The organism is Lelliottia sp. EB106-05-01-XG201 (genome assembly GCF_058791735.1).
The window spans coordinates 350,768-377,601 of record NZ_JBYTDV010000001.1 but is presented as its reverse complement, the minus strand read 5'-3'; the positions used below and the strand labels follow the sequence as shown (position 1 = coordinate 377,601).

The 26,834-nt window shown below is 55.1% G+C and carries 31 protein-coding genes; 7 read left to right on the top strand and 24 right to left on the bottom strand.

Annotation, left to right across the window (positions count from 1 at the left end; translation table 11 throughout):
* Positions 1-15: 15 nt before the first annotated feature.
* Positions 16-1,320 carry a flagellar filament capping protein FliD gene (gene fliD, locus AC3WS9_RS01760; RefSeq protein ID WP_282494763.1) on the bottom strand — a complete coding sequence of 435 codons (1,305 nt, stop codon included), beginning with the start codon at positions 1,318-1,320 and terminating at the stop codon, positions 16-18.
* A gap of 200 nt (positions 1,321-1,520) precedes the next feature.
* Entirely contained in the window at positions 1,521-2,369 is an 849-nt protein-coding gene (locus AC3WS9_RS01755; protein WP_285145592.1) for a flagellin N-terminal helical domain-containing protein, read from the bottom strand.
* A gap of 680 nt (positions 2,370-3,049) precedes the next feature.
* Between AC3WS9_RS01755 and AC3WS9_RS01750 the strand changes: the two genes are divergently transcribed.
* Together AC3WS9_RS01750 and AC3WS9_RS01745 are read left to right on the top strand one after the other, a co-directional pair.
* Positions 3,050-4,012 (top strand): winged helix-turn-helix domain-containing protein, encoded by a 963-nt coding sequence (locus AC3WS9_RS01750; RefSeq protein ID WP_492486359.1) that lies wholly within the window; start codon positions 3,050-3,052, stop codon positions 4,010-4,012.
* Positions 3,990-4,454, top strand: a complete 465-nt coding sequence (locus AC3WS9_RS01745) for a hypothetical protein (protein WP_282494766.1) — start codon at positions 3,990-3,992, stop codon at positions 4,452-4,454. Before AC3WS9_RS01750 ends, AC3WS9_RS01745 begins: the two co-directional genes overlap by 23 nt.
* Positions 4,455-4,462: 8 nt before the next feature.
* On the opposite strand, the gene AC3WS9_RS01740 is transcribed toward AC3WS9_RS01745, so the two are convergent.
* The 14 genes from AC3WS9_RS01740 to flgB form a co-directional block, all read right to left on the bottom strand.
* A complete protein-coding gene (locus tag AC3WS9_RS01740; protein ID WP_492486357.1) occupies positions 4,463-5,131 on the bottom strand; it encodes a DUF2931 family protein in 669 nt (222 codons plus the stop codon).
* Positions 5,128-7,119 carry an Hcp family type VI secretion system effector gene (locus AC3WS9_RS01735; protein WP_492486355.1) on the bottom strand — a complete coding sequence of 664 codons (1,992 nt, stop codon included), beginning with the start codon at positions 7,117-7,119 and terminating at the stop codon, positions 5,128-5,130. Before AC3WS9_RS01735 ends, AC3WS9_RS01740 begins: the two co-directional genes overlap by 4 nt.
* A gap of 219 nt (positions 7,120-7,338) precedes the next feature.
* Positions 7,339-8,346: a hypothetical protein gene (locus AC3WS9_RS01730; protein WP_492486353.1), complete on the bottom strand. Its 1,008-nt coding sequence runs from the start codon at positions 8,344-8,346 to the stop codon at positions 7,339-7,341.
* Positions 8,346-9,263: a flagellar hook-associated protein FlgL gene (flgL, locus tag AC3WS9_RS01725; protein WP_492486351.1), complete on the bottom strand. Its 918-nt coding sequence runs from the start codon at positions 9,261-9,263 to the stop codon at positions 8,346-8,348. Before flgL ends, AC3WS9_RS01730 begins: the two co-directional genes overlap by 1 nt.
* A 21-nt stretch (positions 9,264-9,284) precedes the next feature.
* Complete coding sequence (flgK, locus tag AC3WS9_RS01720) at positions 9,285-10,655, bottom strand: flagellar hook-associated protein FlgK (protein ID WP_492486349.1); 1,371 nt, start codon at positions 10,653-10,655, stop codon at positions 9,285-9,287.
* A 3-nt stretch (positions 10,656-10,658) separates the two neighbouring features.
* Complete coding sequence (locus AC3WS9_RS01715) at positions 10,659-11,051, bottom strand: rod-binding protein (RefSeq protein ID WP_129036130.1); 393 nt, start codon at positions 11,049-11,051, stop codon at positions 10,659-10,661.
* Positions 11,052-11,061: 10 nt separating this feature from the next.
* Entirely contained in the window at positions 11,062-12,153 is a 1,092-nt protein-coding gene (locus AC3WS9_RS01710) for a flagellar basal body P-ring protein FlgI (protein WP_285145939.1), read from the bottom strand.
* A gap of 11 nt (positions 12,154-12,164) precedes the next feature.
* Positions 12,165-12,830 carry a flagellar basal body L-ring protein FlgH gene (flgH, locus tag AC3WS9_RS01705; protein ID WP_282494780.1) on the bottom strand — a complete coding sequence of 222 codons (666 nt, stop codon included), beginning with the start codon at positions 12,828-12,830 and terminating at the stop codon, positions 12,165-12,167.
* Between the two features lie 19 nt (positions 12,831-12,849).
* Positions 12,850-13,635, bottom strand: a complete 786-nt coding sequence (gene flgG / locus AC3WS9_RS01700) for a flagellar basal-body rod protein FlgG (protein ID WP_282494781.1) — start codon at positions 13,633-13,635, stop codon at positions 12,850-12,852.
* Positions 13,636-13,665: 30 nt separating this feature from the next.
* Positions 13,666-14,397: a flagellar basal body rod protein FlgF gene (locus AC3WS9_RS01695; protein ID WP_285145937.1), complete on the bottom strand. Its 732-nt coding sequence runs from the start codon at positions 14,395-14,397 to the stop codon at positions 13,666-13,668.
* Positions 14,397-15,584, bottom strand: a complete 1,188-nt coding sequence (gene flgE, locus AC3WS9_RS01690) for a flagellar hook protein FlgE (protein WP_285157518.1) — start codon at positions 15,582-15,584, stop codon at positions 14,397-14,399. Before flgE ends, AC3WS9_RS01695 begins: the two co-directional genes overlap by 1 nt.
* A gap of 12 nt (positions 15,585-15,596) precedes the next feature.
* Positions 15,597-16,289, bottom strand: a complete 693-nt coding sequence (flgD, locus tag AC3WS9_RS01685; RefSeq protein WP_492486345.1) for a flagellar hook assembly protein FlgD — start codon at positions 16,287-16,289, stop codon at positions 15,597-15,599.
* A 3-nt stretch (positions 16,290-16,292) separates the two neighbouring features.
* The gene (gene flgC, locus AC3WS9_RS01680) at positions 16,293-16,718 is read right to left on the bottom strand and encodes a flagellar basal body rod protein FlgC (protein WP_285145934.1); all 426 of its coding nucleotides are present in this window, start codon (positions 16,716-16,718) and stop codon (positions 16,293-16,295) included.
* 19 nt (positions 16,719-16,737) lie between these two features.
* A complete protein-coding gene (gene flgB / locus AC3WS9_RS01675) occupies positions 16,738-17,088 on the bottom strand; it encodes a flagellar basal body rod protein FlgB (protein ID WP_282494786.1) in 351 nt (116 codons plus the stop codon).
* Between the two features lie 87 nt (positions 17,089-17,175).
* On the opposite strand from flgB, the gene flgA reads away from it, so the two are divergent.
* From flgA to AC3WS9_RS01650, 5 genes are all read left to right on the top strand, one after another.
* A complete protein-coding gene (gene flgA / locus AC3WS9_RS01670; RefSeq protein WP_492486343.1) occupies positions 17,176-17,961 on the top strand; it encodes a flagellar basal body P-ring formation chaperone FlgA in 786 nt (261 codons plus the stop codon).
* Between the two features lie 128 nt (positions 17,962-18,089).
* Entirely contained in the window at positions 18,090-18,362 is a 273-nt protein-coding gene (gene flgM, locus AC3WS9_RS01665; RefSeq protein WP_282494788.1) for a flagellar biosynthesis anti-sigma factor FlgM, read from the top strand.
* Positions 18,363-18,364: 2 nt separating this feature from the next.
* Complete coding sequence (locus AC3WS9_RS01660; protein WP_282494789.1) at positions 18,365-18,802, top strand: flagella synthesis protein FlgN; 438 nt, start codon at positions 18,365-18,367, stop codon at positions 18,800-18,802.
* 1 nt (position 18,803) lies between these two features.
* Positions 18,804-19,937, top strand: coding sequence for a capsular polysaccharide export protein, LipB/KpsS family (locus AC3WS9_RS01655; protein WP_492486340.1), 1,134 nt, complete (start codon positions 18,804-18,806; stop codon positions 19,935-19,937).
* Between the two features lie 2 nt (positions 19,938-19,939).
* Complete coding sequence (locus tag AC3WS9_RS01650; RefSeq protein WP_492486339.1) at positions 19,940-20,605, top strand: glycosyltransferase family 25 protein; 666 nt, start codon at positions 19,940-19,942, stop codon at positions 20,603-20,605.
* A 92-nt stretch (positions 20,606-20,697) separates the two neighbouring features.
* Here the strand turns inward: AC3WS9_RS01650 and AC3WS9_RS01645 are convergent, their stop codons facing one another.
* The 8 genes from AC3WS9_RS01645 to fliJ form a co-directional block, all read right to left on the bottom strand.
* Positions 20,698-21,585: a nucleotidyl transferase AbiEii/AbiGii toxin family protein gene (locus AC3WS9_RS01645; RefSeq protein ID WP_492486337.1), complete on the bottom strand. Its 888-nt coding sequence runs from the start codon at positions 21,583-21,585 to the stop codon at positions 20,698-20,700.
* Positions 21,575-22,114, bottom strand: coding sequence for a type IV toxin-antitoxin system AbiEi family antitoxin (gene abiEi / locus AC3WS9_RS01640; RefSeq protein WP_492486335.1), 540 nt, complete (start codon positions 22,112-22,114; stop codon positions 21,575-21,577). The genes AC3WS9_RS01645 and abiEi overlap by 11 nt, the downstream gene beginning before the upstream one ends.
* 149 nt (positions 22,115-22,263) lie before the next feature.
* The gene (locus tag AC3WS9_RS01635; protein WP_492486333.1) at positions 22,264-22,701 is read right to left on the bottom strand and encodes a hypothetical protein; all 438 of its coding nucleotides are present in this window, start codon (positions 22,699-22,701) and stop codon (positions 22,264-22,266) included.
* A gap of 625 nt (positions 22,702-23,326) precedes the next feature.
* Positions 23,327-23,686, bottom strand: a complete 360-nt coding sequence (locus tag AC3WS9_RS01630) for a helix-turn-helix domain-containing protein (RefSeq protein ID WP_285155505.1) — start codon at positions 23,684-23,686, stop codon at positions 23,327-23,329.
* Positions 23,687-23,689: 3 nt separating this feature from the next.
* Entirely contained in the window at positions 23,690-23,992 is a 303-nt protein-coding gene (locus tag AC3WS9_RS01625) for a type II toxin-antitoxin system HigB family toxin (protein ID WP_285155496.1), read from the bottom strand.
* A gap of 43 nt (positions 23,993-24,035) precedes the next feature.
* Positions 24,036-24,974: a hypothetical protein gene (locus AC3WS9_RS01620; RefSeq protein WP_492486330.1), complete on the bottom strand. Its 939-nt coding sequence runs from the start codon at positions 24,972-24,974 to the stop codon at positions 24,036-24,038.
* 34 nt (positions 24,975-25,008) lie between these two features.
* Positions 25,009-26,388 carry a glycosyltransferase family 2 protein gene (locus AC3WS9_RS01615; RefSeq protein WP_492486328.1) on the bottom strand — a complete coding sequence of 460 codons (1,380 nt, stop codon included), beginning with the start codon at positions 26,386-26,388 and terminating at the stop codon, positions 25,009-25,011.
* Between the two features lies 1 nt (position 26,389).
* The gene (gene fliJ / locus AC3WS9_RS01610; RefSeq protein WP_492486326.1) at positions 26,390-26,833 is read right to left on the bottom strand and encodes a flagellar export protein FliJ; all 444 of its coding nucleotides are present in this window, start codon (positions 26,831-26,833) and stop codon (positions 26,390-26,392) included.
* Position 26,834: the final 1 nt, after the last annotated feature.

The following is a 26,834-nucleotide window of genomic DNA, read 5'->3' as shown; positions in this document are numbered from 1 at the left end:
AAAACTGTCTTTCCCTTAAGCTAAACCAAACATACTCATGGTGTTGTTCATCTGCGCCATGGCCTGCTGCAACTGGGTAAATTGCTTCAGATAGCGGTTATACGAAGAGTCGTACCGCGAATTCATGGCTTCTGTTTTGCTGTCGATATCGCTCTGCTGGCGGTCGAGCACTTCCTGACGCCCTTTCAGCAGTCCGGTGGTCGAGTTGAGGTAGCGGTCGAGGGATTTATCCATCCCGGCGATCAGCCCCTCTTTACCGTTGAACAGGCCGGTCAGCGCCTGCGGGTCGGCGGTCAGCGCGGCGTCGAGCTTTTTGCTGTCGATCTCCAGCTTGCCGTCTTTGTCCGCCGTGATACCGAAATCGGACATGCGTTTGCCGCCAAACTGGGTGCGCAGCACGTCGTTCAGCTCGCGATCGAGGGACGCCATCGTGGCATCACCCGCAAACGCCCCGCGCTCCTCCCCGTCACCGCTGCCGCTTTTGGTCAGCTTTTGCAGCGTGTCCTGCAGGGTGTTGTAGGAGGTGATGAACGTCTGCAGCTGCTCTTTCGTTCCGGCGGTGTCGGTACCGATGGTGATGGTCAGGGGTTTGTCGGCCTCGGTCTTCGACGTCAGCTCGATGGACACCCCGTCGATCAGCTTGTCCAGCGTGTTGCTGCTGCTGGTGAACTCCATTTCACCCATGCGGAATTTGGCGTCCGCCGCTTTCGAGATCTGTTTGGCATTCGCCGAATCAAAACCCGAGGTGCCGCCGACGGTGACTTTGTTTGCTTCGCCGCTTTCGTCGCTGCTCAGCATCAGGGTCACTTTGCCGTCGGTACGAATCAGCGACGCCGTGACGCCTGGGTTATCTTCATTGCCGTTAATGGCTTTGGTGAGATCGCTCAGGCTGTTAACGCTGTCCATATCGACGGTGATGGTTTTCGCATCCGCCCCTTCGCCAAGGGTGATGTCCATCGTGCCGGTGGCGTTTTTGATGGAATCATCCGTCAGATCGCCGAAGCCGATCTGATGCGCGGACGCCAGCTGATCGACTTCGATGTTGTACGTGCCTTTCTGCGCATTGGAGTTGGCCGTGACGGTCGCAATCCCTTCGCGGTTAACGGTGGCGACGTTTTTCAACATCCCGTCATTAACGTTGTTCAGCCCTTTAATGGCGCTGCGAAAATCGGTCAAAGCGGTGCGAAGCGCGTCCAGCGCTTTTTTCTGCGACGTCATCGTGGCTGTTTTGGTCTTCAGCTGATTTTGGATCGACATGATGTCGTAGGACGCTAGCGACTGGGCCAGCGTGGTCGGATCAATGCTGCTGAAATCTGCCATAGTAGTTGTCTCCGTTCGCACCTGTTGCTAAACCATGCTCAGTTAATGCAACCATCGTGCCAGTTTTTAAATGCCGTTAATTCAGTGAGTTACAATTTACAGGGAAGGCAACTTTCCCCGAATGGGAAAAGGAAGGAAGGGGAAAGGCCGCAAACAAAAACACCGCCTTACAGCGGTGTTTTCATTGAAAAAGGTCGGGATTAGCCCAGCAGGGACATCACCATACCGGACATGCTGTTGGACTGCTTCAGCATGGACATGCTGGTTTGGGCCAGCATCTGGTTACGGGTCATGCTGGAGGCTTCAGAGGCGAAGTCGGCATCACGGATGTTGCCCAGGGCCAGGTCGGTGTTGTCTTTCATGTTCGCCAGGTTAGCCGCGGTGTGGCCCAGACGGTTGATGTTGGCACCCAGTTTAGAACGCAGGGTACCGACTTCAGCGATGGCACCTTCAACGCTTGTCATCATCGCCTGTGCACCAGATACCGTGGTCAACGCGCCAGAAGCAGTCAGTGCGCCCATACCGCCGGAACCGGTCACGTTATCCAGCTCAGTTTTCACATTCACTTTCAGGTTTTCGCCCTCTGAAGCACCGATCTGGAAGTTCATCTCTTTGCTGAACTTACCTGATGCACCAAACAGGTTTTCACCTGCGTATTTGGTGTTGCCCATAATGTTCTTCAGTTCAGCGTTCAGCTCGTCCATTTCAGACTGCAGCGCAGCGCGGTCTTCAGTACCGTTAGTGTCGTTCGCGGCCTGGGATGCGAGGTCTTTCATGCGGTACATGATGTTGCTCACTTCATCGAAAGCACCTTCTGCGGTCTGCAGCAGAGCCGTCGCGTCAGAGATGTTGCGCTGTGCAACAGCCATACCGTTGCTCTGACCCTGCAGGCGGGTAGCGATTTGCAGGCCAGCCGCATCGTCCGCTGCGGAGTTGATACGTTTACCGGTGCCCAGACGTTCCATCGCAGTAGACAGCATGCTGTTGGATTTATTCAGTGCGTTAGTAGAAGCCATGGAAGACGCGTTAGTGAAAATAGAAAGTGCCATGTTAGTAATCTCCTTGTGAACCTGTCTGTCAGGCTCTTCTCTCTGGTACTCAAGTAAAACGACACAGCGAAACGGAGAATTAAATCGGTGATGAAAAAAAATTTAAAAAGACGTCTATAAGAAAAAGCCTGGTCTTACGAATAAAAGCATACATTGCCAAAGCAAATTAAAAATAAAGGCGACACACGCTTTCCTTAACTTAAATTCAACTTAAAAATAATTAATGTTTTTTCTTGTCAAAATGTAACGATATTTTATCCAGCTGAAAGTAATAAAACATAGAATTCACATAAGGGAACAAGTTGTTAATATAAAAAACAACTACAGATCACTATTAACGTTTAACGATTCTCATTAATGCCTGCGCAGAGAATTAACTTAATAATTTGTTGCACATCACACTTTTATCGCGTAAAAATGTGTCACGGAAGAGAAACTTCCTAATCTCATCCCGGAAACAGCGGAAAATGATGGGTGACACTTCACCCTTCCGCCGAGCGAAATCCCTGATTACGTCGTAATACCGCTCGTTTTTTGCATAATCTCCGCAGGCACGCGGCAATTCTCAAACGAATTTTAAACGGAATTAATGATTAATTTACATTAAGCATTGTGTGATTTTTCTGCACGCTGCGCGGATGATTAATTGATTCAGGAGTGGCTGTTCACCACCAATTGCCATGAGAAAAAAATATTATACCGTCAATAACTGGCTCGTAGATTTGCCCTCTGGTTCGCTCATTAGTTTAGTGACAGGTGAAAGAAAACGTCTCGGTGAATATCAATTAAAACTATTAGACGTACTTCTTGAAAATGCAGGAAAAATTCTCACCCGCGAAGAATTGACGACGCTGGTCTGGGAACGTCGGGTTATTGGTAATAATAGCCTGCCGAATGCGATTCACGCGTTACGCTCGGCGTTAGAAGACGACGGCAAACAGCAAAGAATTATTAAAACGATCCCTAAAAAGGGGTATTTACTCGAACAGGCCTGGTGCCGTTTCGTTGAAAAAGAGAGTGAAGAGATTGATCTGCCGGAAACGGAGATCGACGGCTTTGTGCTGCCGACGCTGAGCCCGACCGCTGAGAATAGCGCTGCGGAAGAGGCGGAAACCGCGCCAGAAAACGCGATGGTGGCCGAGCCTGCTCCGGCGGATCTGCCGGTTCCGGTCGAGGGTTCCCTCGTCGAACCCGCCCGGCCCCGATTTCAGCATCCGCTGATCACGCTGGCGATATTGCTGGTGACGATCCTCATCGGCGCCGTGGCCGGCTGGCAGTACGCCGGGAGTCATGGCCCGAAGATTGTCGCGTCGGAGCAAGAGGTCGCGGTTTACAGCAATATTCGTATTTATGAGCTGTCCGAGTCCAACCGTCTGGAAATGAGCAAAGAAGATTTTTACAGCAAAATCAAAGACACGCTCTACGCCATTAATCAGCAGATCAAGACGCAGTCCGTGACCATGACGGTCTATTACCAGAGCGTCGATCAAACGCTGAACTACACCTTCGCGCTGAAAAGCCGCTGCGACAATAAACAGCTGGCGATGGCGATTTACCACTGGCGCATCGACCCGACGCAACTGAACAACCTGATACTGCGAGAAACGAGGAGAAAAATCAGTGAGATGGAAACCTGCTCTTAACTGGAAAGTGGCCCTGTTTTGCTTTCTTCTGGTGGCGAGCGCGGTAGCAGGATTGCGGGTGATGCAAACCCCGTCCATTCCGCAGAGCAATGTGGAAGGTTTTTTGCAGCTGGGCTTTTACGATTTGATGTCGAGCCGAAAAGAGATTTACGACTCGCATATGCAGACGGTCAACGGCTCGATTTTAACCACCATCACCAGCCCGAACGACAACCGTTTCGTGCTGAAAGGGAAGTTCACCGGCATTAACGAACAGAACAGCCGTCTGTTTTTCTCCTACACGCCGATCTACTACAGCACGGCGCAGAAAGGGCTGATGATCGACGGCCTGGTGGATATGCTGCTGCACATTAATATCTGGATGCAGCCGCTGTATGTCGGCAATCAACAGCTGGTTGTCGGGCAAAGCGGGGCGATATTTTTGTATCCGTTGAAGAAGTAGCGGTGTTATCACCACTCGCCGTAGGGGTAGGTTTTGCCTTTGATGAAGTCTTTCGTCTCTTGAGAGTATCCATCAGGGATGCTGTAATCGAAATTTGCGAGGGTCATTCCCTTGCAACCATCCAGCTTTTCACCTGACAGCGTGGTGATTTTTTTTGGCTCTACGGGCAAATTGTCACCACCACCGCTATTTTGCAGCCAGACTCTGACCTTACCCTCTGGAGCGAGCCCAAATAAGATTGTGCTGTACCACGCCTTCTCTCCGAACATATCCAACCCTGTCGATACCATCATTTGTGCCCGAACTGACTCTGGAAAAATTATCCGCGTTTCATAGGTTTTTTTATCGATAATTGAGTCCCAACAAAACAAGACTGCCACAGGCGGATGGCGGGCTTTGTTAAACTGTGCAAAGCGCATGTATCGCTTATCCCAGCGATATACACTTGAGTCATCCTTTTCTGTGTTATCAAGATTTCTGAAGGAATAGAGGACGTTTTTATTGTCAATGATGCCAACGTAGGTCACTCGAGAAGGAAGCGCCTTAGGTGTAAAAAAAGCGAACCCCCACAACCCATAAGGCATTTCGCCAGTCTCTCCGGGTGTTGTCGCACCGCTTTGGTGGCAACCAGATATAGTCAGTAGTAGGGTGACGAGCAGCCGTTTAATGTTTTTCATTTCTGATTACCATCCATGTTATAGATTGTCCTGTACCAGTTTTTATCCGGCCGGTTAACAAAACCCATCGTCTCTGAAACCGAAGCCCCGCCATACGCCTTCCCTTTTCTGTCGAGAACAATACTGTTCCAGTTTGCTGAGCAGTGGATATAGTCCCGGGCAATAATATCGATCTCAGCCGGAGTAAAGGGATTAGCAGTTGTGCCTGAACGTATCGCTGTTGCTGATGCAATTGCTTTCTCACTCAGAGGAGCGAGAATTGCAGGGAAAAATAGTTCACTGTATTCTTTCGTGATCGGGTCAAACACAGCCCCCGCCTCCTGCGCCGCGTCGATCATCACCCGCAGCACCACCTTCGACCAGTCGTTCTTCACGATCCGATTTTTCATGACCAGAGCCGCAAACGCGCGCTTTTGCATTCCCTCTCTTGGATCGGCTGGCATCCTTGTGTCCTCCCAGGCGTCAGCCGTAACGTCATGGGTGTGAATGATCGGTGCCACGACCGTACCAGATTCCAGTATCGGTAACTGCTCCATAGCATGCCGGTAAGCTCGCGTGTGCATCAGCGGGGTATCCTGCGGCACGGTTTCCACTTCCGGACGCGTCAGATAGAGGTTTTCCCGCATCATGGGCAGATAACCGCCGCCGATATCAGAGTGCGCTCCGGGCAGAGCCAGCTCCGGCCAGGCGGGCTGCACGCTGTTCAGGGCGAAGTTAAAGCGGCATTCATGCTGCGCCGTGATATGAAATACTTTTTCTGCCACACCAGGCCGCAGCACGATATTGACGTCACCGGTGTTTGCCGTGTGAGGATTGAGACCGTTTTGCGGTGTGCCGATGGCAGCGACGGTATCAAAAATACCGATAAACCGGGTTTTTCCTGCCGGAGCACCAGAGTATTTAAAATCATTCATACCCTGACGAATGGCATTAATAACAGGGCGGTCCTCCGCCTGAACTCGATTAGCGAAGTGGCGTGCCGCCGCCGCGCCGCGGCTGAAACCGAAAATATCGAACTGGAAAGATGTGACCGTAATAACGCATCCGTGCATTTTCTGCTGTAACTTACGCAATGCGTCTTTTATGGCTTCTGCTATCTGCTTCACCGCCAGATCCGTCTTCGCAATCACCCCGGTATCTGCCACGCCTAAACTGAGCCCAATCATGCTGTCCGGCTTACCCGCCTCGGTACCGATCCCCTCAACGTAAATGGCCGCCTGCGCCATTCCTGAGTCAACGGGCAGATCCGTTTTGTACAAGGTATTTAACCAGTGAATATTGGTGTACCCGCCGGTATAGCTGGTCGCTCCGGTGCCGGAGACGCCCATTTGTTCCTGCGCTGTACGCGCCAGAATGCTCTCGGCGTCCGGGTCGGAGAGGTCAAAGTGCGCGGCGGTACAGGCGGCAAGCATGTTTTGCGTGTTGACGGCGTTATTACCGGTCCCGTCAAAAAATACTCCGAGCGTCAGGGTAATATCCCGTTTTTCAGGCTGTTTTTCCTCATCGGGAGAAAACAATTCATTATACTTTTCCGGCAACACCAGATCGCTGAATTCGGTATTCGCAATGAGATGTTTACTGCGAATATAATCATAACTCACGCTGATACTTTCAGTATCCAACATATCCTTCGTCACTGAGCTCGATATAGCCTGAATCGACGCGCCGCGTAGTTCGATATGAAAATACTTTTCCTGACGGCCAAACCGGTTAGTCCGATAATAATCAAAGCTCAACCGCAGCTTTTCATTTTCATTAATCGCCGCCATCAGGAGCGGTGAGCTTTTATCGAGCGGCTTGGTGAAGCGCAGTCCCTGGTGATGCGCACCACCTGTGGTGCTGACGCTGCTGGATGAGAGCTGATAAACAAGGATTTCGTTTTCATGTCGGTACTGAAAGCGGTTGCCGATCGATTTTTCCGTGCCACAGCCGGACGATATTTCCCCCTGACGCTCTCCCGACAGCGTTAAATAGATAACGTTGCTCACTTAATAATGTCCTTATCATTACTTAACAAAATGTATTCAGTAAGTATTTATGCAGGACGGCAGTGTAGTCTTTTTAATTGATGGGATATCGTTGTTGAGGTCAAAAAAATGGAAAGAATAATTTGAAGCAGGTGGAGAGAGAAAATAAAAACTGAGTAGTATTTTCCCCTCACCCTGACCCTCTCCCCAAAGGGGAGAGGGGATCGATCGAGCGTATGTTTAGCCCAACAAATTCTTCACCGTCACCTGATGCACATTCCCCTGCGCTGCCAGCGCTTGCGTCAGCAATCCAAACTGCTTGCCGCTCCCGGCTAATGCATCTCCCAGCGCGCGCGCCGTTTCGAGCGCTTCGCCCGGCGTGTAAACCGTCGACATATCCTGAATGCGCGTCGCGACGCGGTCCTGATGGAAATGTAATTTGCTGCGCTCGCGAGTAATCTGGTCCAGCGTCTGCTGCAACTTCTTCCCGTCGCCACGCTCCCAGCGACTGACTAACAAACCAATCTCATCTTCGCGGCTGGTTTCCGCCTGCGGAGCCAACAGGGTGAACGCATCCGCCGCGAAATGTTGTCCTTCGCCGCGCACGCTGAGATGCTGGCTGACGCGCGACCAGCGGGCTTCGTCGACCTGGAAAGCGACCTTCCCCTCGGGGGCCAGTGTCGCGTTAATGCCTAAGCGGCCAAGCCCCACATTGAGATGCGCCAGCACCTGACGCGGCGAAGAGTTTGCAGGCAGCGCCACGGCTGTCAGTTCGCGCTGGCCGCCGCCGAGCTGAAATACCAGCGTCTCTCCCTGGGGCTGATCCAACAGTTTTTCAACGCCCGGCAGGGTGAAGTTCACCTGGCTTTTTTGCTGGAGCGTGATGTTGAAGTTGCGATCGATCGTCCCACCCGACAGCTGTCCGCGCTGATGCAGCAGCGTGTTCAGGCCCGACGGAGCTGAACCTTTTTGATGACGCAGCACCAGCAGCTGGGTCTCGGCTTCTGACAGATAATTGTCCGCCTGCTGAACCGCCGTCAGCTGCTGATTAAGCTGGACGTTATAGCGCATCGGACGGCGCGAAAGCAGCGCCGCCTCGGGGAATGGCGCCGTCGCGCGCGGGGTATTCGCCACGCGCTCCGTTCGTGCAATTTGCGCCGGTGCCCCCGGCGACGTCCGGACGGCGGACGCGGTGCTGGAGGCGGTGCTGGAGGCGGTGGTGGTTTTTAATCCTACCTGCATAACCATTACAACATGCTGAAGAGCGAGAGCTGACTGATCATGCTGTACGCTTTGTTAGTGACCTGTACCGAGTTGGTGTACAGCTGAAGGTTGATGCTGGTCGTCGCCCAGTCGGTATCCGACAGGTCGCGCACCACCTGATCGTTGGCGGTGCTGACGTCCGTATGGGCATCGCCGAGCATAGTCAGTCGGTTCTGGCGTCCACCCAGATCGGTCAGCTGCGCCGCCACTTTGTCGCGGGTATCAGACGAAAGGGATAGCATCTCGTTCATATCATCCTGATAGTCGCTGACCGGAATGCTCGGGTCCTGCATTTTCTCACTCAGGGCTTTCAGCTTGTTCAGCATCTCCAGATCGGTGCCGTTACCAAACGCCTGCACGACGTTGGTGTTTTCGGTGACGTTCACGCCGTTGGCGACCGTGGTTTCCCGGGTACCATCGTTGCCCTGGTAAATGTATTTCCCCTGCGCCTCATCCCAGACCACCGGTTTGGCGTCCGTTTTGGTGCCGGAGAAGAGATAGCTACCGTTTTCGTTCTGGGCGTTGATCGACGCCACCAGCGAATCGAGCATCGACGACAGCTCGTTGCCAAAACCCACCATATCTTCGCTGCTGTGCGTGTCGCCGTTGGCCGCCGCCAGCAGTTTGTCATTGAGCGACAGGAGCTGGTTGCTCATCGCGGTAACGTGCGCTTCCTGGCTCGACAGCGATCCGCTGAGGCGCGAGATGTTGCTCTGATACTGCTGAATGGCCGACTGCTCGCGGTTGAGCTGCACCAGACGGGTCGCGGCCACCGGGTCGTCCGACGGGACGTTGATTCGCTTCTGGGTCGCCATCTGCTCCATCAGCTTGCTCATACGGGTGCCGTTGACGCCAAGCTGCGCCATCATGGCGTCGGAATTATAAAGACTACTGATTCGCATAATTTCGTTCCTTCACAACCCTTAGAACAGGCCTAACAGGTCGGTAAAAATCTGGTTGCCGGTGGCAATCACTTTGACGTTGGACTGATACGCCTGCATATAAACCTGCAGGTTAATCGCCTCTTCGTCCTGATTGACCGCGCTGAGGTTGTTGCGCTGCAGCTGCGCCTGGTCAAACACCGCCTGCGCTGCCTCCAGCTCGCTCTTCGACTGTTTGCTGGCGATACCGATGTTGGAGATGATCGCCGCCGCCCCTTCGTTCAGGCTCATGTTGCCCATCCCGCCGATATCGACCTTTTTGTTTTTCAGGTCGATCAGCGCCTTCAGGTTGTCGCCGTTACCCTGCTCGTCCTTATTTCCGGAGAGCGCCAGTTCGTCAGGTTTGAGATCGTTGACCTGCAACATGCCCGCCGGATTGGTCAGATCGAAGGTAAACAGCGGTTTGCCCGGATTGCCGTTCTTGTCGAAGCCCTGTGCCAGCTGATCGTTAAACAGCGTGGCGACGGTCTCCGCCATCCCCTGCACGGAGGCCTGCATATCCGCCAGATCGCCGGTTTCGTAGTCGTACAGCGCGCCGAGCTGGCCGCCGGTCGACGGGTTGAGCGAGAAATCGCTGCCGGAAAATTTCAGGTTTAATACGGAGTTACCCTTGGCGTCGGTGGTAGCGCTGAGCTGCCCGGCCACTTTGCCGCTCACCAGCGGCTGACCGTTTTTCATCGACACGGAGTAGCTGCCGTTGCTGTCTTCCGTGACTTTCACGTCGCTGTAGGTGCTGAGCTGTTTCACCAGCTCGTCACGCTGATCGCGCAGGACGTTGCTGTTCCCGCCCGTCGAGTCCATCTCCATGATTTTCTTGTTGTAGTCGGCGATCCCGGCGGTCAGGGTGTTCATCTGATCGACCATGGTGTTGCGCTGATTACTGACCGAGGTTTTCTGGCTGTCGATGAAGTCGTTCATGTTGTTGAAACGGGTCGCCAGAGACTGCGCCTGGTTCAACAGCTGCTGGCGGTTGGCTTCGCTTTCCGGCCCGGCGGTTAACGCGCTCAAGGCCGAGAAGAAATCATCCAGACCGTTACCCAGACTGGTGGAGTCGGTGCCAATCACCTTCTCCAGCGAGCTGAGATACTGGTTGTTGATCCCGTAGTAGTTGGCTTTGCTGTTGCTCTGCCAAACCTGGCCCGTCAGGTACTGATCGGAAATGCGGCGGATGCTGTCCACCTGCACGCCCGCCCCGGCGGACATGCCGCCCGGCCCCAGGGTGGTGACGGAGCTCTGGATAATGCCCTGACGGCTGTAGCCCGGCGTCAGCACGTTGGAGATGTTCATGGAGGTCACGCTCATCCCAAACTGCGCTGCCTGCAGGCCGCTAAAGGCAATGTTGATCATGTTCATGGATTACTCCTGCCCGCGGCGTATTACCGGAACGACGGGGGGCGTTAATGTCTTCGGATGTTCCTGTAAAGCGACCATTCCCTGCGAATTCTTAAGCGGCGCACTCTCCTGCGGGCCGAGCTGGGTGATGATCATCTGGGCAATGCCCGTGCTGCGCTGGGACGCCAGCTGGGATGCCAGCTTGTCGTCGTAAAAATCGCGCATCATCCGCTGCTGTTTGCTGTCGAACGGATTGTTGTCCACCAGCGCTTCGGAGGCTTTACGCATTTGCTGGAGCATCGAGCGCAGAAAAATGCCTTCGAACTGCTCCGCCGCCTGCTCGAGATTCTGTGGTTTCACCTGGCCGGTAAAATCGCCGGGCAGAACGCTGGTCTGGGGTTTGATCGCCTGTAGCATCTTCTGTTCCTTAAATCACAACCAGTTCGGCATCGAGCGCGCCCGCTTCGTGCAGGGCCTGCAGGATCGCCATGGTGTCGTCCGGCGACGCGCCGAGGCTGTTGATGGTATTCACAATGCTGCGCAGGCTGGTGCCCGCCGCGATGGTCACCATCTGGCCGCTGCCGCGATTCACATCGACGTCACTTTGCGGCGTGACCACCGTCTGACCCTGGCTGAACGCGCCCGGCTGGCTGACGTTCGAGGATTCACGAATGGTCACGGTCAGGTTGCCGTGAGACACCGCCGCAGCGCGCACCACCACGCCGTCGCCGATCACCACGGTGCCGGTACGGGCGTTGAACACCACGCGCGGCGGCTGTTTGCCCGCATTAATTTGCACGTCTTCCAGCATCGACATAAAGGCCACGCGTTCGCCCGCCGACAGCGGCGCGTTGACCGTCACGTTGGTGGCGCTCTGCGCGGTCGCCGTCCCGGAGCCAAACGCGCTGTTCAGCGCCACGGCCACGCTGTTGGCGGTTTTAAAGCTTGGGCGTTTGAGGTTGAGGATCACCTGGTTGTTCTGCTGAAAATCAGACGGTACTTCGCGCTCGACGGATCCGCCATTCGGCACGCGACCCACGGTTGGCGTGTTGATGGTCACGCTCGATCCGCTGTTGCCTTCGGCTTTGACACCACCTACCACCACGTTGCCCTGCGCCAGGGCGTAGACTTCGCCGTCGGCCCCGCGCAGCTGCGTCAGGAGCAAGGTGCCGCCGCGCAGGCTTTTGGCATCGCCAATCGACGAAACGGTGATGTCGATACTCTGCCCGCGCGCATAGCCCGGCGGAAGCGTGGCGCTGATCGCCACGGCGGCGACGTTTTTCACTTTCGGATCGATTTTGGTCGGCAACTGGACGCCAAACTGGCGCAGCATGTTAGTCACCGACTGGCTGGTGAATTTCACCTGGTTTTTATCGCCGGTGCCGTCGAGGCCGACCACCAGGCTGTAACCCACCAGCTGGTTGCCGCGCACGCCCTGAATATCGACCACATTTCCCAGGCGCTCTGCGCTGGCCGCCGTCGTCCAGAGCAGCATCAGAAAGAGCATTGCTTTACGCATCGCAGACTCCATTAAATTGGGAACAGCGGATGGTTGAAGAAGCGCGTCAGCCAGCCTGCGGAGTTGGAGTCGCTGAGCGCCCCGCGTCCGGCGTAGGAGATGCGCGCGTTGGCGATCCGCTGGGAGGAGACCGAGTTATCGCGCTCCACGTCTTCCGCACGCACCAGTCCGGTGACGCGCATGTATTCATCGCCCTGATTGAGGGTCAGCCATTTTTCACCACGCACCGCGAGCACGCCGTTAGGCAGCACTTTGTAGACCGCCACGGTGATGGCCCCGCGCAGGCTGTTTTGCTGCTGCGAGGTGGCGTTGCCGTTGAAGTTGCGGCTGCCGTCAATGGAGCCGGACAGCTTATCCACGGAGTGACCAAAGGCTTCCGGCACGCCAATCGAGACGTCGTTTTTCTTGCCGAAGTTGGTCCGCGCCTGTTTGCTGGCCTGGGTGGATTCGTCCAGTTTCACCGTCAGGATGTCGCCCACGCGATAGGCGCGGCGGTCCTGCGTCAGGGACCAGTTGTAGTTGCCGTTATACAGCCCGCCGCCCTGCACTTTGGTGGTCGGCATGGAGAAATCTTCTGGCGGCGCGTAGGCCGCGTCATCTTTTTGCACTAACAGCGCCGGGCTTTCACACCCGGCCAGCAGCAGCGCAACAAATCCAATAACTAACTGCTTTTTCATTTCTTTTTCACTTCACGCGTTACATCGACTGCGTGACAAATTTGAGCATGTCATCCGCCGCCGAGACCATTTTGGCGTTCATCTCGTAGGCGCGCTGAACGGTGATCATATCCACCATCTCTTCCACGACCTGAACGTTGGAGCCTTCCAGCGAGCCCTGTTCGAGCTGCCCGAACGCCTCTTCGCCCGCCACGCCTTCCACCGCTTCGCCGCTGGCGGCGGTTTCGCGATACAGGTTGCCGCCGAGGGCTTCCAGTCCGGCCGGATTGACGAAGTTAACCAGGGTGATCTGTCCCAGTTCCACCGGGTCAGCTTCGCCCGCGACCGTCGCGGTGACGGTGCCGTCTTTGCCGATCTGCAGATCTTTGACGTTGTCCGGCAGTTCAATCTGCGGCACCAGCGGCAGGCCCTGGGCGTTGGTCAGCAGGCCGTCCGGGTTTTTCTGGAAGTTACCGGCGCGGGTGTAGGCGATATCGCCGTCGCTGGTTTCGACCTGGAAAAAGCCCTGGCCGGTGATGGCGACGTCCAGCGTCTGTCCGGTGTTCTGGATGTTGCCGGTGGTGAACTCTTTCTGGGTGCCGACGATTTTGACGCCGGTACCGAACTGAATGCCCGTCGGCGAGGTGTTGTTCTGGTCAAGCTGACCGCCCGGCGTGCGCTGATTCTGATAGAACAGATCGGCGAACATCACGCGATCGCGCTTAAACCCGGTGGTGTTGACGTTCGCCAGGTTGTTGGAGATGGCGCTCATCTTCGCGTCTTGCGCGGCAAGACCGGTTTTACTGATCCATAAAGCGGGATTCATGGGTTTTCCTTTTCGCTAAGCGGGAAAAAATCAGGCGTTACGCAGCAGGCGATTGCCCGCTGTCGCCAGATCTTCTGCCGCCTTCATCATTTTGATTTGCGCTTCGAACTGACGGTTGAGCGCGATGCTGGAGACCATTTCGTTAATCGCCGAGACGTTCGAGGTTTCCAGGTGGCCGGAAACCACTTCCACCTCTTCGGTACGCGGATTGACGTTGGCGTTGGTCACCAGGAAACCGGCACTGTTTTTGCTCAACTGGTCAGCGGCGATATCCACCAGCTTGATGCGGTCGACGTCCATCGGCGCGGCAATATCACCGTCGTCCGCCACGATGGTGATCACCCCGTCGTCGGCGATGCTGACGGACGAAAACGGTGGGAGCACGATCGGGCCGTTGTCGCCGGAGACCGGCAGACCGTCGATGGTCAGATCGCCTTCCGGGCCGACTTCCATCTGGCCGTTGCGGGTGTAGACCTCGCGGTTGCCGCTGACCAGCGCAATCAGGCCGCTGCCTTTGACGGCGACGTCGAGATCGCGCCCGGTTTCACGCGTCGCGCCCGGCGTCAAATCGACGCCGCCCTGCTGCTGTTGCACCAGAAAACGGGAGGCATAACCCTCCCCCTGGATCTGCTGCGACATCGCGCTGTCCAGATCGTGACGAAACCCCTGGGTGTTGACGTTCGCCAGGTTATTCGCGTGGATCTGCTGCTGGGCGAGGCTGCGGGACGCCCCGCTTACGGCGGTATAAATTAAGTGGTCCATTACAGGGCCTGGAACAGCGAATTCATCATGCTGTCGTTGGTGCTGATCACTTTGGTGTTGGCCTGGTAGTTACGCTGCGCCGTCATCAGCCCGACCAGTTCGGCGGTGAGATCGACGTTAGAACCTTCCAGAGTGTTGGAGCTGATCGCCCCCAGCAGGCCGGTGCCCGGCGCGCCCGTCAGCGGCGTGCCGGAGCTGGCGGTTTGCGACCAGGTGGTGCCATCCTGGGACGAGAGGCCGTTCGGGTTGGAGAAGCTCGCCAGCACCAGCTGGCCCTGCAGCAGGCGCTCGCCGTTGGAGAAGGTGGCGTAGACGCTGCCGTCTTTGTCGATCATCTGCCCGGTACGTTCGCCCGAGGCGTAGCCGTTGCCGCTGTTTTTACTGACCGAGAAATCGGAGCCGAACTGGGTGGTGCCGCTGTAGCTCAGGGTCAGTTCGATGCCTTCCGCGCCAGGAATATCCGCATTAACGGTCACCGGCCCGGTCGGCGCCTGCAACACGCCCTGCTCGGTGAAGGTCATTTTCTCGGTGGTGCCGAGATCCTGATCGTCCATGTAGTAGTGCACTTCCCACTCGTTGTCGGAGGTTTTCACGAAGTACTGCTTCATGGTGTGTTCGCGGCCCAGGGAGTCGAACACCTGCGTGGCGTAGGTGTGGTTGTAGGATTTTTCGTCCTTCGGATCGAAGGTGGCGTTTTCCGGCAGTTTTTCGTTGGCGTTCAGGTTGGCGGTAAAGTCGAGAGTGCTGGTCGCTTTCGCCGGAATCGAGCCGCTGCTGATGGTCAGATTGCCGATGGTGCCGGTCTGTACCACACCGTTAGCATCGACCGGATAACCCTGCAGGTACATGCCCAGGTTGTTGATCAGGTTGCCGTTGTTGTCGGTTTGCATATAGCCCGCGCGGGTGTAGGCGGTGGTGCCAGTGCTGTCGCGCATCATAAAGAAGCCGTCGCCGTTGATCGCCAGATCCAGGCTGTTGGCAGAGGCAAAAATGGTTCCGCTTTTGGAGATACTCTGCGCCACGCCGGTGACGCCCACGCCCAGCGGCTGGCCTTCGGCATATAAAGAAGCAAACTCAGCGCGGCCGGATTTAAAGCCCACGGTGCCGGAGTTGGCGATGTTGTTGGAGATCGCCCCAAGCTGTTGGTTGATGGCATTCAGGCCAGAAACTGCAATATCAAAGCTCATAGTAATTCCTGATTAACTCGTTAATCCCTTAGGGGTTTTATCGCTGGATTGACCAAACTGGGTGATGTTGTTGTATGCCACTTCGCCGATGCCGGTGATGTTGAGCACGGTCGCGGTGCCGTCGAGCGGGATACGCACGTTGCTCACCACGCCGCCGACTTCGATCGGCACTTTGGCCGGTTCGTTGTCGGTCATCACCATCATGGTGTACTTGCCCTCTTTCAGCCCCAGTTCCTGCGGGTCGATAGTGAAGTCCACGGAACCGGCTTCCTGTTTGCCCAGCTCGATTTTGGTCTCGGTGCCGCTTTCGTCTTTGACGATCACCGTGACGGTGTTGGCGGCATGATCCAGCGTCAGACGGCCTTCAATGTTGGTGCTGCCGTCGGTGTTGATGGTGTCGGTCTGAACCATCACCTTCTGGCCCACCAGGTTGCCCGTTGACAGGGTCTGCAGGTTGTCCATCAACACCGCGTTGTTAGCCATTAATTTCGACATGGTCTCCATCGACTGCACCTGGGTCAGCTGCGCGAGCTGGCCGACGTATTCGGTGCCATCGGTCGGGTTCAACGGGTCCTGGTTCTGGATTTGTGCCACCAGCAGCTGCATAAACAGGTTGTTCATCCCCGCCGCGCTGTTGTCATTGGCGGATACACCGCTGTCGTAAGTGGTGGTGCCGGATTGAGTGGAAACGCCATTCACGCTCATCTATTACGCCTCGCCCAGACGCAGCAGGCTCTGCTGCATGCTTTTTACATTGTTAAGAACATCGACGTTGGTTTCGAAGTTGCGCGACGCGGACATCATGTCCGCCATCTCTTCCACCACGTTGATGTCGGGATACCAGACGTAACCGTCCGGGTTCGCCATCGGGTGATGCGGTTCATACCGCTGCACCGCATTGCCGGATTCCACCACGTCCATCACCTGCACGCGGGCGCCGGACAAGCCGTTGTTGTTCAGCAACTCGTCGTTCTGGTACACCGCCGCGAAGACCGGACGACGCGCTTTGTAGACGCCCGCCTCTGCCGTCGCCGCGGTATCGGCGTTGGCGAGGTTACTGGCGACGGTGTTCAGGCGGACGGTTTGTGCCGTCATGGCCGAGCCTGAGACTCGGTAGATATCGGTAAAAGCCATTAATCGTTACCTGATTCAATTACTTGCCTTCAATGGCCTTCTTCAGGCCAGTGAATTTCATGTTTAAAAACGCCAGGCTCATCTGGTAGTCCTGAACGTTTTTGGCAAACTCTGTTTGTTCCACATCCAGCGCGACGGTGTTGCCGTCCGAGGAGGGCTGATAGGGCACGCGATACATCTTCTGCGCCGCCGAGCCGGGAAAGAAATCCCGCTGCGAACGTTGCATCTCCGCGGCAAAATCAATATCTTTAGCCTGGAAATTGGGTGTATCGACGTTAGCCAGGTTTGCTGAAAGCAGTTCCGCCCTGGAAAGTCGAAGTGCTACAGCTTGCGGATGAACGCCCAATGCCTTATCAAAACTAATACTCACAACTCACTCCTTCGTGATGGTGGACAGTGCCGATAGTCCGTGTTGCTGCAATCTTTAAAGCAACTATCGTGCCAGGTTTATAACATCATGATTCATAGCATTTTATCACCATCTGCATCGCATAACGGGAAGGCCTTTTTCCGCCTCACTCTGGCCGCAGCATTACTGTGCTTTGCCGCGACTTCCGCCGCCGCCCCCCCGACGCCTGCCAGCGCCCGCAAGCAGGTGCATACCCGCGTCCAGCAGGCGGCTTCCGACGCCATTCGCCTGGAAGCGCAGCGCAATCGCTGGGAGGATTACCAGGCGAAGCTCAATCTGTTTATTCCTTCTGAGATCTCGCAATACGCCCCGTGTGGCGCGCCGCTGACAGTCAGCATGCCCTCGGGCGAGCGCCTCGATCTGCGCAGGCTGCGTTTTGATGTGCGCTGTGACAGCGCGAACGGCTGGGAAGTGGCGGTGACGGTCAAACCGGATATCTATCTTTCCGTGCTGATGGCCAAAAACACCCTTGAGCGCGGGCATGTGCTCGCTCCCTCCGATATCACCCTGAAGAAGTTCAATATCAGCAACTTGCGCAGCGGCTACATCACCCATCCCGACGACGTGGTGGGCCTGACGCTCAAGCGCCGCGTGCGTGAACTTCAGCCGTTGAGCATGAGTCAGCTGGATTCGCCGGTGATGGTCGAGCGCGGTCAGCGGGTGCTGATGATTGCCGATCAGGACGGCGTCGAGGCCCGCACCATGGGGATCGCCACCAAAAAAGGGCGCAAAGGCGAGATGATCAAAGTGAAAAATGAGAGCAGCGAGCGGGAAGTGACCGCCATCGTCAGCGACATGGGCGTGGTCCGAACAAACCTCAGCGCGAAAAATTAAAAAACTTTACGCCGGGTTTAAGTTTCGCCCTCAGCGCGTCGCTTTACAGGGGTAAGGAGATCGGAAAGGTTTTTTCCGCCCGCCAGATAGCTGACGCAACCTGCACAAACAAGAAGATGGAGTAAGCGATGAAAGTGACATCCCCACAGTACGCCATGACGAGCGCGATCAATCAGTCCAGTGCGACAGCACAGACTCGCACCGCAGGTGCTGAGGAGATGAAAGTCGCACGCACCACCGCCATTGACCCGGTTCTGGGTGATGCGCAGACGCAGCTGGCAACCATGCCAGAAGTCGATATGGCGCGCGTCGCCAGCATGAAAGAGGCTATCGCCAGCGGGAAAATCAGCGTCGATCTCGATGCCCTGACCAGCGCGATAGAGCAATACTATCAGAGGTAAACATGAGTAACGCCGCACAGAGCGTCAAAACGCTGATCCAGGGGATGGTTGACGACCGTAACCGTTACGGCCAGCTGAAATCCCTGCTGAAGGATCAGCGTCAGCTGCTGATCGCGCGCAACGCGCAGGAACTGGAGGCGCTGAACGCCAGCATTTTCACAGTGTATGAGCAGCTTCTGGAAAACAGCCGACAGCGCTATCAGCTCCTGACCCAGCTCGGGATTCCCGCCGGCGCGCACGGCCTGCGTACGCTCTTCACCCGCCTGCCCGCCGCCAATCAGTCACAGCTCAACACGCTCTGGGATTCGCTGGAGCAGATCGCCGCCGAATGCAAAACCCTGAACGACAGCAACGGCATGGTGCTGGCGATGCAGCAGGACGTTCTGCAAAACCTGTTTAATGTGGGCGAGCCGGAGAACTGGCTTTATCGGCAGGTGTGAGATGATTGGCTTTTACATGGAAACCATCGAGAACGCGCAATTTTATTCCCGCGTGATCAACGCCCTGCCCGCCGACGAGCAGCAAGCGATTGTCGCGATTTCCCCCTGGGAGCCGATCTCGGAGTGGCTCAGCGAAAATCTCAGCGACATCACTCTGTGCCGCATCGCCGGGGAAATGAATCTCCCCACACCGGACGCTTTTCAGCAACAGAAGCCCTCGCTTTTTAGCCGCATTGATAGCGATATCCGTGGCTCACGCGAATTTTTGATTCAGAAGCTGGAGTATCAACGCTGCTGGAACATTTATCTGTATATCCTGCTCCATCTGATGAACAAACCAGAGCTGAACGGCCTGAGGAAAATGATCCTGTGCTCAGGAAATGGCCTGGCTGAACTGCCCGCCACGCTCTTTTGCCAGCAGCGCAGCATCACAACGCGCTACATCGAACTGTCGAATTTTCCCAACAAAGTGTTTATCGATCCGCAGGGTTCCAACGCCCGCTCTGCGCTGGCGCTTAACCCGAAATGCCTGGATGCGCTGCCCGACGTGCCGGAGGATTTCCACACCCAATGGATGATCGGGTACGAAGCTGAAAAACGCCAGCCGCCGCTGCAGGCGCGCAACAATCCTTGTGAAAAGCTGATCGCTGAGATTTCTCAGGACAGGGTTCTTGGACGTCAACGTAGTTTTATCTTTCTGCCGCTGCAGGTCTCGTACGATACGCAGCTGTGGCTCAATGCCGATCTGCGCAACGAAGAGGCCATCCGACACGCCAGTCGACTCGCGCGTCAGGAAAAACGCGATCTGGTGGTCAAAATTCACCCGGCGGAAACGGAGCCATCGGAGCTGGTCAATATTGCCAAACTGCAGCAACGCTACAAATTCAAAGTTACCCAGGAAAACACCCTCGATCTGATCAAAGCCTCTTCCCGAGTGGTCACCATAAACTCAACCGTCGGCCTGGAAGCGAAGCTGTATCACAAGCCAGTAGAGGTGTTGGGGCGAGCGTTTTATCAGAATTTTAGCCACGAGCAGCTCAAAAAATATCTCCATCGCTATCTGTTTACCGGGGTAGAAGTGCGGGCAAGCGCGCCCATTCCCGCAGATATTGCACGCGCATTTATCAGGCACTGATCATGAAAGAAACGATTCACTGGGCCGCCTTTTCCCGGATTGTGTACATCAATCTGGCCCACCGCCGCGACCGTAATGTTCATATGAAACGACAGCTACGCGAGCTGAACGCCCCCAAAGAAAAAGTGATCCGCATCGAGGGAATTAAAGCCACGCCTGGTGCGGTGGGGTGCGTCAAATCGCATATTGCCGTGCTGGAGATGGCAATAGCGGAAGGCTGGGAAGACGTGCTGATTCTGGAAGATGACTTTGAGTTTATCCGCGACGGGCAAAGCGTTGCCCGACTCAATGCCTTCCTGAAAACACTCGATGCCATTAACTGGGACGTCGCCCTGCTGGCGGCCAATTATCAGCTCGTGACACCGCTGAAAAGCATTGATTATCTGATACGGGTAAACCGGGCATGGTGTTCCTGCGCGTACCGGGTGAAGCGCCACTACTTTGCGACCCTGCGCGAGAATTATCGCCAGAGCCTGGCCATGCTGGAGCAAGAAGCCCCCCCACAGCATGCCGTACTGGACGTGAACTGGTGGCACCTGATGATGAAGGATTGCTGGCTGGGGCTTTATCCGTGCGCCGGTTTTCAGATCCCGGATAAAAGCGATATTGAAAACACTGTCGTCGATTATCGCCCTTTATTCTTTAAACCTTTGGACGCGATTTCTTAACGAGAGATTTGAGCCGCCAGTCAACATCGCCCGGCGGCACTTCGTTTGCACGGGCCTACAAAAACCGAGTAAGCCCAGGCCGGGCATTTTCCTCAGTGAAACTCCAGTTGCACTTGTTGCAGCAATCCAGTGATTTCAGCCGTCAGGAAAATAAAAAATTTCTCTTTATGCAGTGTACGCTCCTGCACGTCCTGCGGGATAAAACGCGCCATTTCGTTTCGGAAGGCATCGCCTTTTATAATATCGGGTAAGCGTGCGAGCATCGTGGCGACTTTTCCCGAATAATCCTCAACGGAGTAATCTGAGACTTTGTTTTTTATCCAGTCCATACGCACGATGGCGCCTTGCTGTTTCAGCCAACGCAAATCCCAGATATCTCGGTTGCGGACATAACGTTGCGTATTCACAAGCGAAACTAACTTATCAGCCATTATTTCATCCAGCGATTCGGCAAATACCAGCGTGTCGGAGTATCCATCGGGCAGAAATTCATAGTTCGCCAGCAACGCTTTGGGTTCTCGCGAATAAGAAGGAATATTCGCCACTTCGATTTTGATTCGTTGTCTGGGCAGATCTCTGCGTTCAGGCGCGGTCGTAATAGAAACCTGCCATTTATCCACCTTCAGACCTGCATATTCAGGCTCATCTTTGAGCTCCGCGGGCTCTTTAACCGAAACCTCAAAACCATAGCGATCGCCAATATAGCGCTCCAGACAGGTTTTCATCGCTTGTAGCTTTTTACTGTTGAAATCGACACCACCGGAAAAATCTAAATCTTCACTAAAACGCGGTGCGCCGTAACAGAGACGCAGCGAAGTCCCTCCCTGAAAAGTCAGCTGATCCAGCAGCCCATTGGCATCAAGACAGAAAAGGATATCGTAATGCAGAAGCTCTTTCTCAATCACCGGACGCATATGGGCACGCCCGGTCCCCTGCATGGCAAGCTCGGTGAGTTGGACAAAATTCGCTTTATTTGTCATTTAATAACGCCTTTTCGTTAACCAGATGAACATTACGACCGACTCGTTTTAAATCCCGCAGTGCACATTCAGGCGTAGCGATCCTTAACGGACGATTGACCTGCACCATTCCCGCCAGAATATCCTGCTGAGAGCGTTTGGTATGGGTAAACTCAATGGTACCAAAGGGGGTGTGATACGTGCCTTTTCTACCGGTCGTCATCACAGTGAGCCTGTCGATGGGGATCTGCGAAATGACGCCATATTCGCTTAGAGCTGATTCCAGGCTGACATAGTTATACTCACCACGTCTTAGCGCTCGGGCGATATGTTCGATGGCGTAACTGTCGCCACTATGAGCAAGGTTGAACAGATAAACGCCGCGCACAGGTCGAGTCAAAATACCTTCTTTCACCAGACGATTTAATCCTGCCTGGAGCGTTTTCGGACTGTCTTCGGCAAACATCTTGCTCAGATCGGCGAGCGTAAAGACGTAGCGCCCTCGTTTGTCCCATTCGGTGAGTTTTTTTAGTGCATTGGCTCGGTTCATAAGTGGACGTTTACACCCTCTTTTTATGGCTTTGGTGTCCACATAACTATAATGCGATATTAAGTAGACATCAAACCCACAAATTTATGGTTTTGATGTCTACTTAAATTAAAGAGCTACTACCCCAGCCCGCAGGCGGGGCGTCTTCACTAGTGCGGCAGTTGCTCTCTGGCCCAGCGGGGCGCTTTGAGATCGCCGGCAAACATCCACATCAGCTCACACAGCAGCGCTTTCAGCGTCTTCTCGGTTTCCGGCAACAGCGATTGTCCGCACAGCACCAGCGTTAGCGACTGGCAGTAATCACACAGGGCTTCGGCATCCGGCTCAAAATACGGGGTTGTTTCAGGCAGCGTGTCGACGGTAAAACGTTCGATCAGGTGCGCCGGGATCGGTTCGCTGAGCGTCGGGCGCAGCAGGGCCAGACAGGCCCCGATACGACCTAACAGCGCCATTTTCTCCACGGGTTCGTGGCATTCCATCAGAGTTTCGGCAAAGCGATCGCAGCAGTCGGCGAGATCGGTGAAATCCGTCGCAGCGCTGAAAGGGAGGATGAGGAGATCGTGGGCTGGGGTAAAGAAGGTGGTCATAAGGAAAACTCCAGTGAGAGATTTTAATGACCGCCGGGAGAGAGGCTAATCTCACGGGTGGCGGTTCCGAGCGGGGTTAGCCTTACCGGCCTCACTGACACCGGCGCGTCTTGCGACGCCCCCGCCCGGCCCGCCATATTAGCGTAGCCGTGCGAACGACACAAAAACTGGTGTGTCGTCAGTGAGGGTTTCAGGAGGCTAATCCCGACACCTGTTATAGCAGGTGCGGGGGAAATAATACGGTCGGTACTTTATTTTTAAAATAGCTATTACTGGAAGGAGTATCTAATTTTCGAATGTAATTGCATGGAGGTGAATTACATTAATTAGTTTAAGCAATGCGTTGATGTAATTTATTCACGAGTGTTATTGTTCAATGAAAGAGTCGAATAATATTATTTAGACGCGTTTTTTATAGATAATGATGTACACCGTTGATTATGCCATTATCCATTTAATTATTTTTGATGATGAAATTGGAACATAACTTACCAAGAATTGTATGTCGTAAAAAGAGTGTTGATATCACTATCTGAAAGCCAGACAACATGACCCCGTCATCATTCATACGCAATCTGGGGCAGGGTGTGCTCTATGAAAAAAAACCGCCCAAAGGGCGGTTAAGTCATGCACTAATCAGGCTCTCAAGAGGGATCCCAAATTGCGCATGAAGCCGACGGATCATCGGTAAAGTCAGTGTTCGCGTGCCATTCAAAATTTCGTAAACACGATTAGATTTACCAATGGCAGGCTCGAGATCTTTAACGCTCAGCCCTAGTTGGTCCATACGGAATTTGATGGCTTCTATCGCTGAAGGCGGCTCAATCGGATAATGTTTTTTTTCGTATTCTTCGATAAGCAAACACATCACTTCAAAGTAGTCGCCTTCTGGCGTATCCATCGCCGGCTCATTCTCGAACATAGGTTCGACCGCCCTGAGGGCGGCCTCATAATCTTGTTCAGTTCTGATGGGTTTAATGTTCATCATTCACTCCAGTTCAACTGTATCCGCATCTATGGCGTCGTATTCCTTGTGAGTTCCGATAAATTTGACGAAAATCCATCCACGCTGATACGCAATTGCCACTATAAGTCGGTAATTATTTCCCTTAATGTTGAAAACCACTCGCCTGTCCTTAAGAATGCTGGCGCTGCGGTATTGTTCTTTGATCTCTGCCGGGGTTTTCCAGTCAGCTTTTGTTGCCTCGTCTACCCAGGCCCTTAGCGGTTGTTCAGCGCCAGGGTTCTCCGCCCAGAAGTCCCTTAATATCTTGACTGAGATGATTTTCATGGAACAATTCTAGTCCCATAATGGGACTAGAACAAGTCCGAAATCAAATCAACGACAACCCACACAGCAACGTATAGTCCGCAGAATTCGCCCCTTTCCACACATTCCCGCGCTGCCAGCTGAACCACGCGCTGAACAGGGCCACCACGTCGTCGTGGGTCAACTGGGCGTTGTCTTCCAGCCACATGGCGCACAGCATTTTCAGCTGGAACATCATCCGGGTAAGGGACATCAGCACATCGCCGTAGTTATCGGCGTTCGGGCCGGGCAGGCATTCGCCGTAGAGTTTATAGATCAGGGCGTTGCGCAGGATATGCGGCTGATCTGTCAGGAGCGCGTTGCGCGCGGTCACCGCTTCCAGTTCGCGTAAACGATCCTGCAGGCGCGCGGGCTGCATCACCGCCAGTTCGCTGAGCTTCAGCATCATGCTCATTTTCTGCATCGCGGGCAGGTTCAGGGTCAGGCGCATCGCGCCCATCTGCTCCAGGGCCTCCACGCGGTTGACCTCAATCGGCGGCAGGAGCTGCAGCTGTTCGTCCAGAATTCCACGCTCGGCCAGATCCGCGAGCTGTTCGCCCATCTCCAGCAGCAGCTGCGGGTCGCATTGATCGTTATCGAGATAACGCTGGGCTTTACTCAGCAGCACGCCGGTCGCGTACAGGCTGCTTTCGAGGGTCAGCGCCGGGTGAACCGCCAGGTTGATACACTGCTGATTCAGGGTTTCGTCCCACGCGCTCAGCCCCAGCTCGCTGTCCGGGCGGGTGGTGGAGGTATGCAGAACAAAGGCTTGCGGGTTGAGCAGGATTTCGCGGGCCGCAGTTTCGCAGCCGGCGTCGAGGCTGTCGCGCTGCTGATTTTTCAGTTTTAGCTGCGTGGCGGGCCAGTCGTCCGCGCGGTTCTGGCAGGCAGGACAGTCGCACGGTCGCACGCGCTCGGCGAAGCGAATGACGTACTCGGGTTGGTAGTGCTCAATCAATTCCATAAGGTACTCCGGCCGCGGGCGTCGCGGCCCTTTTTCATTGAAAGTTTTTGCGAAAAAACCAGTGGGTGCAATCGACACTCTTTCCGCTTTCGCGGTCGGATATCTCGGGTAAAAAAGCGAAGCTCGGCTGCAGGCCAAGCCAGCAGTGAGCCTGCATTGGCGCAGGCCAGCAGGCATCAAGGCTGTACTGTTGCGCGATGGCCTCCCGGTAGTGGGCCAGCAGCTCGGGAATGTATTTGCCGTTCACGGCATAGGCGCAAGCGCAGTCGGCGCGGGTAATGCGGGCCACGCCGGGCAAGGCGTTCAGGGGTGAAATGCGCTGATAACGTGCGCCCAGCAGCAGCCCCTGCCAGTCGATATGTTCGAGGCGGGAAAGCAGCTGGTTGACCGTTTTGATCGACATCTCTTTGCGCACGTATTTCACCGACGCATCCAGCAGCAGCACGCTGCGCCAGCCTTCACGCATCGCGGTGTCCAGTACCTCACAGTGCGTCTCCAGTTCGCTCTGCATACCGCGAGCAAAAGGCACAAGCTGACTGTCGTCCAGGCCAAGCGCGGCCAGCGCCTGGCGCTGGTTTTCCAGTTGCTCGGGCTGGTCGTACATCACCGCCACCTTATCGAGCGCCGACCACTGCACGGAGGTGCTCAGCGGCGCGTGGCTCAGGCGGCGATAGTGGCTCAGCAGATTGCGGTCCGCGACGAAATCGTCCAGCGTCAGATCCGTCGGCTGGCTCGATCCGAGCACAAAATCTTTGTCATAGGTATTGCTGCTGTGCGAGATGCACAGAATCGCCTGTTTGGGGTCAATCTGAAGCACCGGCGACGTGAAGTTGTTCAGGAACGCCTGCTCTTCCGCCAGCACCGCCGTGTCTTCGTAGCGGTGGTTTTTCAGGAAGTTGCGGTGATAGGCAAACGTCCCGTTCAGGGCGTGGTGCGCGCCAAACGCGTGGGTGCGATAGATTTTGTCGAGATGGCTGTACCAGATATAAATCGTGTCGCTGCCGGAGAAGAGCGCGTTGTTGCGCTGCATCTCGCCCACCTGGGCGCTGATTTTGTTCGGCGGATAGTAATCGTCATCGTCGAAGCAGACGATGTACTCCCCTTTCGCCAGCTCGTTAAGCATGTTGCGTTTTTTGCCGAGATCGAGGCGCTCCGGGCTGTGGATGTAGCGCACGTTGTCCACGCGCGCATCGACCATCATCGCGATCAGATCTTCGTTGCTCTCCGCCGAGTCGTCGAGGATCACCAGCTCGCGTTTATCCGCCGGATAGTCCTGATACTGAAAGAGATAGAGCAGATAGGGCAAAAACGCCCGGCGATCCCAGGTCGGGCAGATCACGCTGACGAAAGGGTGCTCTGTGTTTTTTTTCTGCTGCTGGCGTTTGAGCAGCGTCTGCATCAAATTCGTAGCCATTTTATCGCTGTCGCTGTGCCTGCTGTTGTCTTAACCAGCACTGCGCGGAAACCGCGTCAGTGACCTTTTGCTCGCGGCGCTCCTGCTCCTGACGCAGATCCTGACGACGCCCGTCGAGCACCAGTTCGAGGCTCTTCTCCCGGCGTGATTCCGCCAGCAAATTGCCCTGCAACTTCTGCGCTTCGACGGTCGCGAGCGCCTGCTCCTGTCGCTGCCAGTCGATCACGCGCTGGATATTGCGCTTGTAGAACGACTGGTTGTTGAGCATGGTCGCGTTGCCCTGGATCTCCGGCGCGCTGTGGTTAACGAGGTTCGACAGGGCGTGGATGTTCTTCTCCAGGCGCTGGCACAGCTGCTGCTGGGTGGCGAGTTTGCTGCTCAGGTCTTTCACCGCGCGGTGGCGCAGCAGATGAAGTTGTTCGAGGGTGTGAATCAGTTTGCTCATC